The organism is Kitasatospora sp. NPDC087315, assembly GCF_044744345.1.
GTDB lineage: Bacteria > Actinomycetota > Actinomycetes > Streptomycetales > Streptomycetaceae > Kitasatospora.
The window spans coordinates 128,546-142,558 of sequence record NZ_JBIUYD010000009.1 but is presented as its reverse complement, the minus strand read 5'-3'; the positions used below and the strand labels follow the sequence as shown (position 1 = coordinate 142,558).

Genomic DNA, 14,013 nt, shown 5'->3' with positions numbered 1-14,013 from the left:
GCGCGGCCCCGCCCCCGGGGGAGGGAGGCCGCGCCGGCGTCAGGGGCGGTCAGGTGTCCAGCGTCCCCACGTGGTGGACGCGGACGAGGTTGGTGGAGCCGGTGAGGCCGGGCGGGGAGCCGGCCGTGATGACGACGATGTCGCCCTTCTGGCAGCGGCCCAGGGAGAGGAGGGCCGCGTCGACCTGCTCGACCATCTCGTCGGTGGTGGGGGCGAACGGGCCGAGGAAGGTCTCCACGCCCCAGGTGAGGGCGAGTTGGCTGCGGACGGCGGGTTCGTAGGTGAAGGCGAGGACGGGGATGGGCGAGCGGTAGCGGGTGAGACGGCGGGCGGTGTCGCCGGACTGGGTGAAGGCGACGAGGTACTTGGCGCCCAGGAAGTCGCCGATCTCGGCCGCCGCGCGGGCCACCGCGCCGCCCTGGGTGCGGGGCTTGCTGCCCGCGGTGAGCGGGGGGAGGCCGACGGCGAGGACGTCCTGTTCGGCGGCCTCGATGATCCGGCCCATGGTCTTGACCGTCTCGACCGGGAACTTGCCGACCGAGGTCTCACCCGAGAGCATCACCGCGTCGGTGCCGTCGAGGACGGCGTTGGCGACGTCGGAGGCCTCGGCCCGGGTGGGGCGGGAGGTGTTGATCATCGAGTCGAGCATCTGGGTGGCGACGATGACCGGCTTGGCGTTGCGCCGGGCCAGCTTGACGGCGCGTTTCTGAACCATCGGGACCTGTTCGAGGGGCATCTCCACGCCCAGGTCGCCGCGGGCCACCATGATGCCGTCGAAGGCGTCCACGATGGATTCCAGGTTCTCGACCGCCTGCGGCTTCTCCACCTTGGCGATGACCGGGACGAAGCGCCCCTCCTCCGCCATCACCCGGTGGACGTCCTCGATGTCGCGGCCGCTGCGGACGAAGGAGAGCGCGATCAGGTCGGCACCGGCCCGCAGGCCCCAGCGCAGGTCGGCGACGTCCTTGTCGCTGAGCGCGGGTACGGAGACGGCGACGCCGGGGAGGTTGAGGCCCTTGTGGTCGGAGACCAGGCCGCCCTCGATGACGATGCAGTGGACGCGCGGCCCGTCGACGTGGGTGACCTCCAGGGTGACCCGGCCGTCGTCGACGAGGATCCGCTCACCGCGCGACACGTCCGCGGCGAGGCCCGGATAGGTGGTGCCGCAGATGTCCTTGTCCCCCACGACGCCGTTGTCGGTGGAGATGGTGAACTCGTCGCCGCGTTCGAGAAGTACGGGCCCGTCCGCGAAGGTGTCGAGCCGGATCTTCGGGCCTTGAAGGTCGACGAGCACGCCGACACTGCGGCCCGTCTCGTCGGCGGCCTTGCGGACCCGGTGGTACCGCTCCTCGTGCTCAGCGTGGGAGCCGTGGCTCAGATTGAATCGGGCGATGTCCATCCCGGCGTCGACCAGGGACTTGATCTGGTCGTACGAGTCGGTGGCGGGCCCGAGAGTACAGACGATTTTTGCTCGGCGCATACTGCTGAGGGTAGGCATTACCCGCGCGTAACAACGACGTTCGTCCGGTCAGCGGGATGACCTTTGCCGGAAGGTGAGTTGAACAATCTGACACATCCTCGGACCGGTGTGCGACCCGGGGTGGCGTCACGGCCGGCGAACCCTCCGTCGATGCGATTCCGTGAAGGGGTGTTCACCTCCGGTTCATCGTGACTTCGACCGCCGCTCGCGGCCCGGCGGGACGCTCGTCACCCGGGTGGACACCCGGGCGACGGATCGGACGAGGGGGAAACGTTCGGTATGAAGCGTGCATTCGGGGTGCTCGCGGCACTGCTGCTGCTCGGCGGGGTGGCGTATGCGCTGCTGAAGCCGTCCGACTCCGACCCGGCCGACGGGGCCGTCACGGTCACCGGCGTGATCGGGTCGGAGAAGCGTGCCTTCTTCCAGGATCCCGACGTGATCGCCGAGTTGGCCAAGCAGGGCCTCAAGGTGAACACCGAGACCACCGGTTCATGGCTGATGGGAGAGGTCAAGCTCAACACGATGGACTTCGCCTTCCCGGCCAGCATCTCGGCGGCCGAGGCACTCCGGAACCAGCTGACGATCAAGGACGCGCCGGTGCGCCCGTTCTACTCACCCCTGGTGATCCTGGCCCACGGGCCGGTGGCGGAGGTCCTGGCGCAGAACGGGCTGGCCAGCATGGACCCGGCCACCAGGGTGTGGACGTTCAAGATGGACGCCTATCTCGACGCGGTCAAGGCCGGGCGCAAGTGGCAGGAGCTGAAGGGGGCGGACGCGCATCCGGAGCTCTCCGGGTCCGTCTACCTGACCACCACCGACCCCGCCTCGTCCTCCTCGGGGGCGCTGTACCTCGCGGTCCTCTCCTACCTTCAGAACAACCACCAGGTGGTGTCGGACCCGGCCGGGGTGGCCGCCACCAAGGACGTGCTGCGCACGGTGACCAGCATGCAGGGCGACCAGAAGAGCAGCAGTGACGAGCCGTTCAAGGACTTCGTCTCCGGCTTCGGCAACCCGCTGGTGCTCGCCTACGAGTCCCAGGCGGCCGAGCTGGCCGTGAAGGGGACGCCGACGGGCGACATGGTGGTGCTGTACCCGGACACCACCGTCTCCTCCGACCACACCATCGTCGGGCGCACCGAGGGCGGGCGGAAGCTGGCCAACCTGCTGCGCGACAACGCCCGGCTGCGTGAGCTGGAGGCCCGGTACGGCTTCCGTCCGCAGGCCGACCCGGCCGCGTTCGCCACGGCGGTGAAGGGCAGGACGAACCCGACCTTCGCCCCCGATCTCGCGGCGGCGAAGCTGAAGCAGGCCCCGGTGCCGTCGTCCGAGGTGCTGACCATGCTGACCGACGCGGCCAAGGGGAAGTGAGGGTGAAGAGCCTGATGAAGCACAGGGGTTGGAAGGGTTCCGGGCAACTGCTCGCGGCGGGGCTGACGCTGCTGCTGGTGACGGCGTGCACGTCCGGCGGGGACGGCCCGCCGAGCCCCCGGCCGAGCGACCCGCCCGCGCCGACCGCGAAGGCGGGGGTGCTGCGGATCCTGGCCGGCAGTGAACTCCAGGACATGGCACCGGTGCTGGAGGAGGCGCGGAAGGCCACCGGGGTGACCGTCCAGTTCTCCTGGACCGGTTCGCTGGACGGTGCGGACACCGTCTCCTCCGGCCGGGCGGACGGCAAGTACGACGCGGTCTGGTTCCCGTCCAACCACTATCTGCGGCTCGACGACGGCGGGAGGTCCAAGCTGCTCTCCGAGACCCCGGTGATGGCCTCGCCGGTGGCGGTGGGCGTGCGCGCCTCGGTGCTGGGCGAGTTGGGCTGGGGCGACGGTTCGAAGGTCACCTGGGCGCAGCTCGGGGACGCGGCCTCGGCGGGCAAGCTGTCGTACGGGATGGCCGATCCGTCCCGTTCGAACTCGGGTTTCTCGGCGCTGGTGGCGGTGGCGTCGGCGTTCTCGGGCGCCGGCTCCGCGCTCACCGAGGCGGATGTGCGGAAGGCGACGCCTTCGCTGAAGCAGTTCTTCACCGGGCAGAAGCTCACCTCCGGGTCCTCGGGCTGGCTGGCGCAGGCGTACGGCCGGGCGGAGCCGGGCCGGGTCGGGGCGCTGGTCAACTACGAGTCGGTGCTGCTGTCGTTGAACAAGTCGCTCGCCCCGGAGCAGCAGTTGACGGTGGTGCGGCCGCTGGACGGGGTGGTGTCGGCGGACTATCCGCTGTCGTTGCTGGGTTCGGCCGCGCAGGGTGAGCGGGATTCGTTCAAGCGGCTCACCTCGTATCTGCTGAAGGAGGACGTGCAGCGCCGGATCTCGGAGCTGACGCTGCGCCGTCCGGTGACGCCGGGTGCGGCGGCGGCGCCGTCGCTGCCCTCGGACCGGCGGCGTGAACTGCCGTTCCCGGGCAGCAAGGTGGTCGCGGACGGGCTGTTGGCCTCGTACCAGAACGAGCTGCGCCGCCCGTCCCGGACGGTGTACGTGCTGGACACCTCGGGTTCGATGGCGGGTGACCGGCTGGCCGCGCTGAAGGCGGCGCTGGGGCGGCTGACGGGGGCGGACGACACCCGGTCGGTGCGGCGGTTCCGGGACCGGGAGGAGGTCACGCTGATCTCGTTCGCGTCCAAGGTGAAGTACGCGAAGACGCACGCGGTGCCGGCGACGGGTACCCAGCCGGGCCCGCAGGCCGAGCTGGCGGCGATCAACGCGGATGTGCAGGCGCTGTCGGCGGACGGCGGGACGGCGGTCTACAGCTCGCTGGAGGAGGCGTACCGGGTGATCGAGCGGCAGCAGGCGGCGGCCGCGGACGACCGGTTCACGTCGATCGTGCTGATGACGGACGGGGAGAGCAACGAGGGCGCCACGGACGGCGACTTCAGGAAGTTCCATCAGGAGCTGTCCTCGGCGCAGAAGGCGGTGCCGGTGTTCCCGATCCTGTTCGGGGACGCGGCGAAGAGCCAGTTGCAGGGGATCGCGGATCAGACCGGCGGCAAGCTGTTCGACGGCACGGGTTCGCTGGACGGGGCGTTCGAGGAGATCCGTGGCTACCAGTAGCGGTGGCGGTTCGGGCGGCCGGCGGGTGCTGGGGTATCTGGAGTCCACCCGCAATCTGGTCGGCTGCGCGGCCGGTGCGGGCGGGCTGGGGCTGCACTTCGCCGGGCTGGGCGGTTCGTGGTGGCCGGGGGTGGTGGTCGCGCTGTACGGCGCGGGCGCGCTGCTGACGCCGGGGGGCCGCCGTGCCGAGGGCCTGGACGCGGGCCGGGGTGCGGGCCGGGGCGGGGTCGAGGAGTCGGCCGGTCCCGGTCCCCTGGAGCGGGTCGTCCCGCCGTCCTCCGTGCCCGCGCTGGCGGCGGAGGTGGACGCGCTGGCCGAGGTGCTGCGCGGGGTGCCGCTGCCGGACTCGGCGAAGCTCCCCGAGCTGCTGGAGCAGTTGCGGGCCGCGGCGCCGGGGCCGGAGGCGGAGCGGATCGTCCGGTACCGGCTGCCGGTGGCGGTGGACGGCTACCTCCGGGCCCGGACCTGGCAGCGCTGGACGCCGGGCGCTCCCGATCCGGGGGCGGAGCTGGACCGCGAGATCGAGCGGATGACGTCCGGGCTGGCCGGCTGAGCCGTCGGCCGGGCCGGTGCCTGGCTGTGCCGGCCCGTCGTGGGTCGTGCGGGGGGGGGGCTGCTGGGGCCCCCCCACCAAGCCCCCACCCGAGAGGCTGAAGACGCCCGCGGGCCGGGGCGGGGCGGGGGCGGGGGGGGTCAGCCCGGCCGGCCCTGGGCTCCGGGGCCGTGGGGGGGGGGGGGGGGGGGGGGGGGGGGGGGGGGGGGCGGGGGGGGGGGGGGGGGGGGGGGGGGCGGGGGGGGCCCCCCGCCCCGCCCCCCCCCCCCCCCCCACGACGGCGTCCGGAGGTCCCTGGCGGCGGGCGGGGGGCAGCGGGGAGGCTGTTGCCCGGCAGCGGCTCGGCCCGGAGCGCGCGGGCCGCGGCCGCTGACGAAGACGCACGCCCCTGTCTCCGAGAGAGCCCGCCCGTGACCCTCCCCCACTCCGGTACCGCCGTCCATTTCCAGCTGCAGATCGGCGGCATCGATCTGGGCGACTTCTCCACCTGCAGCGGCCTCGGCGCCCAGGTGGAGGTCGAGCAGCGTCAGGAGGACGGCAACGAATCCTTCGTCTGGCAGCAGCCGGCCCGGATCACGTACCCGAATGTGACGCTGTCGCGCGGGCTGACGCCGGACACGGCCAAGGTGGCGAGGTTCCTGGCCACCCTGTCGACCAGGGTGACCAGGGGAATGGCGCAGATCACCGCGCTGACGCCGGCCCTGGCCACCGGGCCGGTACTGGCGACGTGGGCGCTGCGCGAGGCGGTGCTGGTCCGCTGGACGGGCCCGTCCTTCGAGCCGGGGCGCTCCGGGGTCGCGACCGAGAGCATCGAGCTGGCCCACCACGGCTTCCTCTGAGCCCGTCGGCCCCGGCTGCCGACCACCGGGCCCGCCGCCCGTCGGCCCGCCGACCGCCCGGCCCGCTCACCCCTCCAGGGCCCCGGCCAGTTCGGCCCGCCGCCGCACCCCCAGCTTGCGGAAGCTGTTCGTCAGATGCGTCTCCACCGTGCGCACCGCCACATGCAGGATCCCGGCGATCTCCGCGTTGGAGTGCCCGGCCGCGGCCAGTCGGCAGATCCGCAGCTCGCTGTCGGTGAGCGCCTCCGTGCCGGCCTGCCCGCCCCGGGCGATCCGGGCGCCGGAGGCCCGCAGGAACTCCAGCGCGACCCCTCGCAGCCGCTGGGCGCCGAGCCGTTCGGCCCGGCCGGCGGCCTCCCGGAGGGTCCGGCGGGCGGCGCCGCGCCGGCCGCTCTCGCCGAGCAGCCGCCCGTGGGTGATCAGCGCGGGGATCAGCTCGGTCTCCACCTCGGCGCCGCGCAGGAGTCCGACCGACTCGGCGGCGAGGTCCAGCCCGTGCCGGCCGCCGGTGGCGGCGGCGAGGGCGCGCAGGGCCCGGCCGACGGTGCGCGGGGTGCCCCAGACCCGGGCGAGCCGCAGCTCCTCCTCGGCGAGGGCGACGGCCGGGCCGGGCTCGCCGAGCAGCGTGTGGCAGTCGGCGGCGGCGGAGCGCCAGGGGGTGACGATCGGGCTCCAGACCTGCCGCTCGTCCTGTCGGCGCCCGCACTCCAGGAGGTCGGCGAGCGCGTCGGCCGGGGCGCCGGAGGCGAGGTGGAGCAGGCCGCGGGCGTACAGGAACTCGTTCCACTCCCAGGAGCCGCGCACCCGGTCCTCGCCGACGGCGCGGGCGAGCCCGTGGGCCTGCCAGAGCCGCCCGGTCTCGGTGAGGGCGATGACGGCCTGCGCGACCAGGTGGGCGTTCTCCTTGCCGAACAGCCCGGCGCAGCGGACGGGGGCCGGCCCGGTGTCCGCCGGGTCGCCGTGCCACCAGGACGGCTCGCCGTCCGCGCGGCCACCCGCGAGACCTCCCGCGCGGCCGCCCGCGTTGCCGCCCGGGTGACCGCCCCCGCCGCCCTGCCCCGCCGGCGGGACGGGGGCGGTGAGCGCGAACTCGTCCAGCAGGGCCTGGTATTCGCCGCGCATCACCAGCAGTTCGGCGTGGACGCTCAGCAGGCACTGGTAGCCGGGCTCCAGGGAGGACGACGGGTAGGCGGCCATGCCGCGCTCCACCAGCCGTTCCGCCTCGGGGAGCAGGTCCGCCCACTGGGCCAGGGTGGCGGCGGAGACCAGGACGTACGAGCGGCCGAGCGGGTCGAGCCGGCAGTCGGCCAGCTCCCGGACGCGCTCGGCCACCTCGGCGGCGGAGAGCACGCCGCTGGTCGAGTCGAACTCGGTGAGCAGCGCGTACGCGGGCGGGGCGAGGCGGTGCGGGGAGCGGACGGCGATCCGGCGCAGGCCCTCAACCACCTGGAGCCAGCTCTGGCCGTCGTGCGCGGCGATCAGCGCGGCGGCGCCCTGGACGGCGTGGACCAGGTCCTCGTGGCCCGCGAAGCGCTCGGCCAGCTCCTCCATCACCTCCAGCGCGGCGGGGGTGTCGCCGCGGGCGGCCAGCGCGGCCCCGAGCGTGTTGGCGGTGTGGAAGACCCCCTCGTCGGACTGCTGGAGGTGGACGGCCTCGGCGAGGTGCCGCACGCCCGCGGTGCGCTCGGCCCGGCCCAGGGTGACTTCCAGCCGACCGAGTTCGGTGAGGACGAGGCCGCGCCGGCGCTCGCCCAGCGGCTCGGCGAGGACGCGGCGCAGCAGGGCGACGGCCTCTGCGGGGCGGTCGGCCCGCGCGGCCGAGCGGGCGGCGCGGCGCAGGGCGTCGACGGCCCAGCGGGGGGCCGGGGCCAGGGTGAACAGCAGGTGCCCGGCGACGAGTTCGTCGGGTTCGCCGTTGCGGTGGAGGAAGTCGGCGGCGGCGAGGTGGACCGTGGCGCGGTGGTCGGGGCCGCTGCCGGCGAGGACGGCGTGGGCGAGGAGCGGGTGCGCGAACCGGGGCCAGTGGCCGGGCCCGGGGGTGTCCAGCAGTCCCTGGGCGGTGAGTTCGGCCAGCCAGCCGGTGATCTGCTCGGGGTCGGTGCCGGCGAGTTCGGCGAGCATCGACGCGGGGTCGCAGTGGCCGGTCACCGGTTGCCGCGGGGCCTGGGCGGCGGGGTGTTCCTGGAGCCGGGCGAGGGCCCGGGCGGCGGTGACGGCCCGGTCGCCGCCGCCGCGCAGCCACTCTTCGACGGCCTCGGGGAAGGCTCCGCCGGGCAGTCCGGCGCAGCTGGCGGGCAGCGCCGGGAGGCCGGGTCCGCCGGGGTGCTCGCCGAGGTCGTCGAGCAGGGCGCCGAGCAGCAGGGGGTTGCCGCCGGTGGCGCGGACGCAGTCGGCGGCGAGTCCGGGGGGTGCGGCGGGCCCGAGCCGGTGGCCGGCCAGCCGGACGGCGGCGGGTGTGCCGAGCGGTTCGAGCCGGCAGGTCTCGGCCAGTTCGGGGGACAGGCCGTGGCCGAACCGCGCGGGCACCGCGCCGAGGCCGCGCTGTCGGCGTTCGGTGACCAGCAGCAGGACGGGCAGGCGGTCGATCCGCCGGCTGACCTGGAGCAGCCAGCGCCGGGAGGGCTCGTCGGCGAACTGGATGTCGTCGATCGCCAGCAGCAGCGGGCTGTGCGCGGTGTGCAGGCGCAGCAGCGACCAGAGGGCGGCCTCGGTGTCCGGCCCCCGGGAGGCCGCCGCCGGGGCGGTCTGCGCCCGGTAGGGGTGGGGGCCGGTCTCGAACAGCTGGCGGGCGGCGGCGTGGGCGGTGGCCGACTCGTCGGCCGAGCAGCGGGCCCACAGGACGGTGCTGCCGCGGGCGGCCTCCTGGCGGGCGGCCTCGCCGAGCAGGGCGCTGCGGCCGGTGCCGGCGGCGCCGGTGAGCCGCAGGACGCTGCCGGTGCCGGCCCTGGCGCGTTCGGCGAGGTCGGCGATCAGCTGCAACCGTGCTTGGCGTTCGACAAGTTGACGGGTCGCGGGCGCGGACCGACCGGGCTGCCGCCCGCGCGTGCTGACGGTACTCATCTGCTGTTCCTTCCCCCGGGCCCGCGCCTGGGGTGACCGATCGGGCACTTATCGCTAAGACGCCGGGAAGCGGCTTGACGGTTCGTCAATGTGTCGGTTACGGGTGTGATTCTCGTCGCATCCCGGCCGCTCGCGAGCGTCGCCCGGTCGGCGGCGGCGGATCCGTTGGCTCTCCCTCCCCCGCCGGGGCCCGGAGCGCGGCCGTCCGTTCCGGCACCGGGGCGGGTCGGCCCGGTCCGTCCGGCGCGACGCCGCCGCCGCGGCGCCCGTCCCGCGGTCGGCGGCGGCCCGATCTCGTGGGGCACCACGATGGCCGGGGGGCGCCTGGGGCGGGGAGCATGGGGTCCTGACCGGGCGACCATCGAGCCCGGCCACATACCGCCGCACGGCCCACCACCTGTCGGATACATGCCACGCCCCCCAGTGCGGAGGCCCGACCACCCCGGTGGCGGGCCCGACTCTCCAGGAGGGGGCCAGATTGACTGTCCTGCACACCGGACACGACCCGCGCGGTACCACCCGGCGCACCGCCGCCGGGCCGGCCGCGTCCGGCAAACCACTCGCACCGGCTCCACTGCGCGAGACGGCACGCGTCGTCCCGCCGCAGCGCCCCGCACCCGCCCAGCACGCCACCGCGCACACCGCACCCCCGCGCGCCGGCGCCGGCACCGGCGCCCGGACCAGTGTCGCGGTCCACGCCGCCGATCCGATCTCGCGGGCCGGCGCCGAGGCCCAGCTGCGCCAGTGTCCCGGCCTGGAACTGGCCGAACAGGAGACGGCCGGCACTCCCGGCGCGGTCACCGTGGTGATCGCGGAGGCCGTCGACGCCACCACCACCGCCAGTCTGCGCCGCCTGGTCCGCGGCGACCAGCGGGTCGTCCTGGTGGTCGAGCGGATGCGCGAGGGGGAGCTGCTGGACGCCGTGGAGTGCGGGGTCGCGGCGATCCTCTGGCGCCGCGAGGCGACCGCCGCCCGGCTGGGCCAGGCGGTGCTCGCCGCGGCGCGCGGCGACGGCGACCTGCCGGCCGACCTGCTCGGCCGGCTGATCGCCCAGATGGGGCGGCTGCAGCGCAGCGTCCAGAAGCTGCCCGGCTACACCCCGCCGGGCCTGTCCGAACGCGAGTCCGACGTCCTGCGCCTGGTCGCCGAGGGGTGGGACACCGCGGAGATCGCGGCGAAGCTGTCGTACTCCGAACGCACGGTCAAGAACGTGCTGCACGGTCTGACCACCCGTCTCCACCTGCGCAACCGGGCGCACGCCGTGGCCCACGCCCTGCGCGAGGGCTACATCTAGGCCGCCGGACCGCCGACGCCCGGTACGGCCCCGTCCGCCCCCACTCCCCCATCGCCCCGCCGCGCCCTCCCCACGGGCCGGCGGGTGCCGCCGTCCCTGCCCCGGGACACCCCGCGCCCGCCCGTCTCGGCGTCACGAACGAGTCGCCAAGATCTCACTTGCCGGAAACGTCGGGGGGCTATCAATCCGGCAGGTCGCGCGGCACACTTCTACGCGCGTCCTTCTACGCGCGTCGCTGCGTCACACCCACCAGTTGACGGTCCATTCGCAGTCCCACCCGGGAGAGTCGTCCATGCCCCTGAACCGCCGTGACTTCGTCACCCGGTCCGCCGCCACCGCCGCCGGCGCCGCCCTGGCCGGCAGCGCCGGCCTCGCCGCCGCCTCCCCCGCCGCGGCCGCCGGGCCGGACGACGCCCGCGCCAAGGGCAAGAGCCCCAAGAAGCAGGCCTTCACCGTCATGGGCACCACCGACCTGCACGGCCGGGTGCTCAACTGGGACTACTTCACCGACGCGGTCTACGCCGACAAGGCGCACAACGAGGTCGGCCTCGCCAAGATCTCCACGCTGGCCAAGCAGGTCCGCGAGGAGAAGGGCTGGGACCGCACCCTGCTGATCGACGCCGGCGACACCATCCAGGGCACCCAGCTGACGTACTACTACGCCCGGGTCGACCCGATCGCCACCGACGCCGACACCGCGCCCGAGCACCCGATGGCGCTCGCCATGAACACCATGGAGTACACCGCCGCCGCGCTCGGCAACCACGAGTTCAACTACGGCATCGACACCCTGCGCGCCTACGAGGAGCAGCTGGACTTCCCGCTGCTGGGCGCCAACGCGCTGCACGCCAAGAACGACAAGCCGGCCTTCCCGCCGTACGTGATCCGCAAGATCAAGCTGAGCGGCGGCCCGGCCGTCAAGGTCGGCATCCTGGGCCTGACCAACCCGGGCATCGCGATCTGGGACAAGGCGAACGTCTCCGGCAAGATGACCTTCCCCGGCATCGTGGAGACCGCCCGGATCTGGGTCCCCAAGCTGAAGGCGGCCGGCGCGGACGTCGTCGTGGTGGCCTGCCACTCGGGCATGGACGAGGCGACCTCGTACGGCGACCAGCTGCCCTGGGCCGAGAACGCCTCGGTCGCCCTGGCCGAGCAGGTCGCGGGCATCGACGCGGTGCTGGTCGGCCACGCGCACAAGGAGATCGCGCAGCGGCTGGTCGTCAACAAGGAGACCGGCAGGACCGTCGTGCTCTCCGAGCCGCTCTGCTGGGGCCAGCGGCTGACCTGCTTCGACTTCGAGATGGAGCTCGACAACGGCGCCTGGAAGGTCGCCTCGCTCTCCTCCCGGGTGCTGAACTCCAACACCGTCCCGGAGGACCCGGAGATCGTCGACCTGATGACCGACCAGCACAAGAAGGTGGTCGAGTACGTCAACCAGGTCATCGGCACCGCGAAGACCGAGCTGTCGATCGCCGAGGCCCCGTTCAAGGACGTCCCGATCATCGACCTGATCGGCCGGGTCCAGGCCGACGTGGTGAAGGCCGCGCTGGCCGGCGGCCAGTACGCCAAGCTGCCGGTACTGGCCCAGGCCGCGCCGTTCAACCGCACCGCGGTCATCCCGGCCGGCCAGGTCAAGCTGCGCGACGCGGCCGGCCTCTACATCTACGAGAACACCCTGGAGGCCCGTGTCCTGACGGGCGCCCAGCTCAAGGACTACCTGGAGTTCTCAGCCCGGTACTACAACCAGCTCGCCCCGGGCGCGCCGGTCGACAAGGCCACCCTCACCAACGCGCAGAACACCCCGGACTACAACTACGACTCGGTGTACGGCCTGAGCTACGACATCGACATCGCCCAGCCGATCGGCTCGCGGATCGTCAACCTCTCCTTCGAGGGCAAGCCGATCGACCCGACCGCCCAGTTCGTGCTCGCGGTCAACAACTACCGGGCCAACGGCGGCGGCAACTTCCCGCACGTCGCGGCCGCGCAGAAGATCTGGGCGAACTCGGACGAGATCCGCAACGCGATGATCGCCTGGGTCAAGGCCAAGGGTGTCATCGACCCGGCCGACTTCGCCACCGAGTCCTGGCGCCTGGTCCGCGCCGGCCGGCCGGTGTTCTGAGTCCAGCCGTTCCGACGGGCAGCCCCGGGCCGCACGGCCCGGGGCTGCCCGGTTTCCACGCCACCCCGGCCCTCACCCGCCACCGGAACGGCGCTCACCCCGTGCGCGGGCCCGGCGGTGCGAGGATGACGGCATGACCGAGTTCGACGTCCCCGAACGGCATGCCCAGCTCCTGGCGTACGCGCGGAGCCTGACCCCGCCGTCGGGATGGAAGATCGAGGTGTCCGGTGACGAGATCATCATGACGGCCGGTCCATCGGTGATCCATCAGCGGAACCTGCTGATCGTCCGGGAGCAGTTCGACGCACACCGGCCCGCCGACCTGATGCCGAGCGAGAACACCGGCCTCGCGTCGCCGAACGTCGGCAAGCTCCGCAACCCGGACCTGACCTACATCCCGGTCTCGGTGGTCGAGTTCGGCGGCAACGACGTGCCGGCCGAGCTGGCCACGATCGCCGTCGAGATCGTCTCGCCGCCGAACCCGGAGAACGACCTGGTCGGCAAGGTTCGCGACTACCCGCTGACGCACATCCCGCTATATCTGCTGATCGACCCGCGCGATGGCGTGCTCGTCCTCTACTCGGCCCCCTCCGGAGGCGTCTACCACCAGCGGTGGAGCGGCAGGTTCGGCGACCGGGTGCCGATCCCGGAGCCGTTCGCGTTCGACCTCGCCACCGACGCACTGATCCGCTACCCGGCCTGACCGCCGTACCCGCTCACCCGAAGCTGACCCGCTCCAGCCAGAAGTCGAGCAGGGCCGCGTCGCCGGCCACCTCGACGGCCCCGCCCCCGGCGGGGCGCCGCTTGTAGACCAGCAGCAGCAGGTCGGTCAGCGGAGCCCGCACGGTGACGGCGGCCGGCTCCCCGGAGCGGCGCCAGGCGAGGGCGTCGCCGGTGAGGTCCACCAGCCAGCCGGCCGCCGGCCCGGGCGGCAGATCGGTGGCCCGGAAGGCCAGGGTGCGGCCGGGGCCGAGCAGTTCGCGCATCCCGGGGCGGATCTCCAGGAGTACCGGCAGCGCACCGAGCTCCATCCACTCGTCAAGACCGTCCAGGGCCACCTCCCGGTCGACGGCGAACTCCGCGCCGAGGGCCAGGGTCGCGTCGGCCCGGTGGATGACGGTCTCGTGCAGGAACCGGCGCGCGTAGAAGGGCGCGCCGCCGCCCGGGACGGGCGACCACAACGCCGCCCCCGGGTCGGCGGCCCGCAGGGTGGCGGCGAGCCGCTCGGCGCCCTCGGCGAGCCAGGGGCCGAGTACGGCCGGGTCCTCGTCCGTGTAGGCGGAGAGGTCGCGGAGGTCGCCGTCGGGGACGGGCGCGGTGGCCCGGGTCCGCACGATCGTCTCGGCCCAGCGCTGGGCCCCGCCGAGGTGACGCAGCAGCTGGCCGACGTTCCAGTCGGGGCAGGAGGGGACCGGGACGGTGAGATCGGCGCCCTCGATCCGGGCCGCCAACAGCCCGGTCTGCGCGGCGATTTCGGAACAGAAGCGGTCATAGTCCAGAGAGCTCATGACGCCACGGTAGATCGAACAGCGGAAGCGCGACACCACCGGCGGCCCCGGCCGGGTCCGGAACGGCAACGGCCCGCCGCCCCAGGAGGGGTGACGGGCCCTTGGACGCCCCGGCGCAC

The 14,013-nt window shown here is 73.9% G+C and carries 10 protein-coding genes; 7 read left to right on the top strand and 3 right to left on the bottom strand.

The window, feature by feature from the left end:
• Positions 1-49 precede the first annotated feature (49 nt).
• Positions 50-1,480: a pyruvate kinase gene (pyk, locus tag ACIO5D_RS15080; RefSeq protein ID WP_363607373.1), complete on the bottom strand. Its 1,431-nt coding sequence runs from the start codon at positions 1,478-1,480 to the stop codon at positions 50-52.
• Positions 1,481-1,759: 279 nt separating this feature from the next.
• On the opposite strand from pyk, the gene ACIO5D_RS15075 reads away from it, so the two are divergent.
• The 4 genes from ACIO5D_RS15075 to ACIO5D_RS15060 all read left to right on the top strand — a co-directional run bounded on the left by ACIO5D_RS15075 (position 1,760) and on the right by ACIO5D_RS15060 (position 5,910).
• Positions 1,760-2,848, top strand: a complete 1,089-nt coding sequence (locus tag ACIO5D_RS15075) for a hypothetical protein (RefSeq protein ID WP_400795359.1) — start codon at positions 1,760-1,762, stop codon at positions 2,846-2,848.
• A gap of 14 nt (positions 2,849-2,862) precedes the next feature.
• Positions 2,863-4,518 (top strand): VWA domain-containing protein, encoded by a 1,656-nt coding sequence (locus tag ACIO5D_RS15070; RefSeq protein WP_363607371.1) that lies wholly within the window; start codon positions 2,863-2,865, stop codon positions 4,516-4,518.
• Entirely contained in the window at positions 4,505-5,071 is a 567-nt protein-coding gene (locus tag ACIO5D_RS15065) for a hypothetical protein (protein ID WP_400795355.1), read from the top strand. Before ACIO5D_RS15070 ends, ACIO5D_RS15065 begins: the two co-directional genes overlap by 14 nt.
• A gap of 410 nt (positions 5,072-5,481) precedes the next feature.
• Positions 5,482-5,910: a phage tail protein gene (locus ACIO5D_RS15060; protein ID WP_400795352.1), complete on the top strand. Its 429-nt coding sequence runs from the start codon at positions 5,482-5,484 to the stop codon at positions 5,908-5,910.
• 66 nt (positions 5,911-5,976) lie between these two features.
• Here the strand turns inward: ACIO5D_RS15060 and ACIO5D_RS15055 are convergent, their stop codons facing one another.
• Positions 5,977-8,970: an AAA family ATPase gene (locus tag ACIO5D_RS15055; protein WP_400795349.1), complete on the bottom strand. Its 2,994-nt coding sequence runs from the start codon at positions 8,968-8,970 to the stop codon at positions 5,977-5,979.
• Between the two features lie 574 nt (positions 8,971-9,544).
• Between ACIO5D_RS15055 and ACIO5D_RS15050 the strand changes: the two genes are divergently transcribed.
• The 3 genes from ACIO5D_RS15050 (at position 9,545) to ACIO5D_RS15040 (ending at position 13,089) form a co-directional block, all read left to right on the top strand.
• Positions 9,545-10,264, top strand: a complete 720-nt coding sequence (locus ACIO5D_RS15050) for a LuxR C-terminal-related transcriptional regulator (protein ID WP_400762683.1) — start codon at positions 9,545-9,547, stop codon at positions 10,262-10,264.
• Positions 10,265-10,556: 292 nt separating this feature from the next.
• The gene (locus ACIO5D_RS15045; RefSeq protein ID WP_400795347.1) at positions 10,557-12,386 is read left to right on the top strand and encodes a bifunctional metallophosphatase/5'-nucleotidase; all 1,830 of its coding nucleotides are present in this window, start codon (positions 10,557-10,559) and stop codon (positions 12,384-12,386) included.
• Between the two features lie 133 nt (positions 12,387-12,519).
• The gene (locus ACIO5D_RS15040; protein WP_400795345.1) at positions 12,520-13,089 is read left to right on the top strand and encodes a Uma2 family endonuclease; all 570 of its coding nucleotides are present in this window, start codon (positions 12,520-12,522) and stop codon (positions 13,087-13,089) included.
• 13 nt (positions 13,090-13,102) lie between these two features.
• Here ACIO5D_RS15040 and ACIO5D_RS15035 read toward each other — a convergent pair whose 3' ends face one another.
• On the bottom strand, positions 13,103-13,894 hold the full coding sequence (locus ACIO5D_RS15035; RefSeq protein ID WP_363607364.1) for a maleylpyruvate isomerase family mycothiol-dependent enzyme: 792 nt from the start codon (positions 13,892-13,894) through the stop codon (positions 13,103-13,105).
• Positions 13,895-14,013 lie beyond the last annotated feature (119 nt).

Coding starts and splice junctions, on each gene's coding strand:
- ACIO5D_RS15055 (WP_400795349.1), bottom strand. CDS start 8,970: ATGAGTACCGTCAGCACGCGCGGGCGGCAGCCCGGTCGGTCCGCGCCC.
- ACIO5D_RS15070 (WP_363607371.1), top strand. CDS start 2,863: ATGAAGCACAGGGGTTGGAAGGGTTCCGGGCAACTGCTCGCGGCGGGG.
- pyk (WP_363607373.1), bottom strand. CDS start 1,480: ATGCGCCGAGCAAAAATCGTCTGTACTCTCGGGCCCGCCACCGACTCG.
- ACIO5D_RS15040 (WP_400795345.1), top strand. CDS start 12,520: ATGACCGAGTTCGACGTCCCCGAACGGCATGCCCAGCTCCTGGCGTAC.
- ACIO5D_RS15035 (WP_363607364.1), bottom strand. CDS start 13,894: ATGAGCTCTCTGGACTATGACCGCTTCTGTTCCGAAATCGCCGCGCAG.
- ACIO5D_RS15075 (WP_400795359.1), top strand. CDS start 1,760: ATGAAGCGTGCATTCGGGGTGCTCGCGGCACTGCTGCTGCTCGGCGGG.
- ACIO5D_RS15045 (WP_400795347.1), top strand. CDS start 10,557: ATGCCCCTGAACCGCCGTGACTTCGTCACCCGGTCCGCCGCCACCGCC.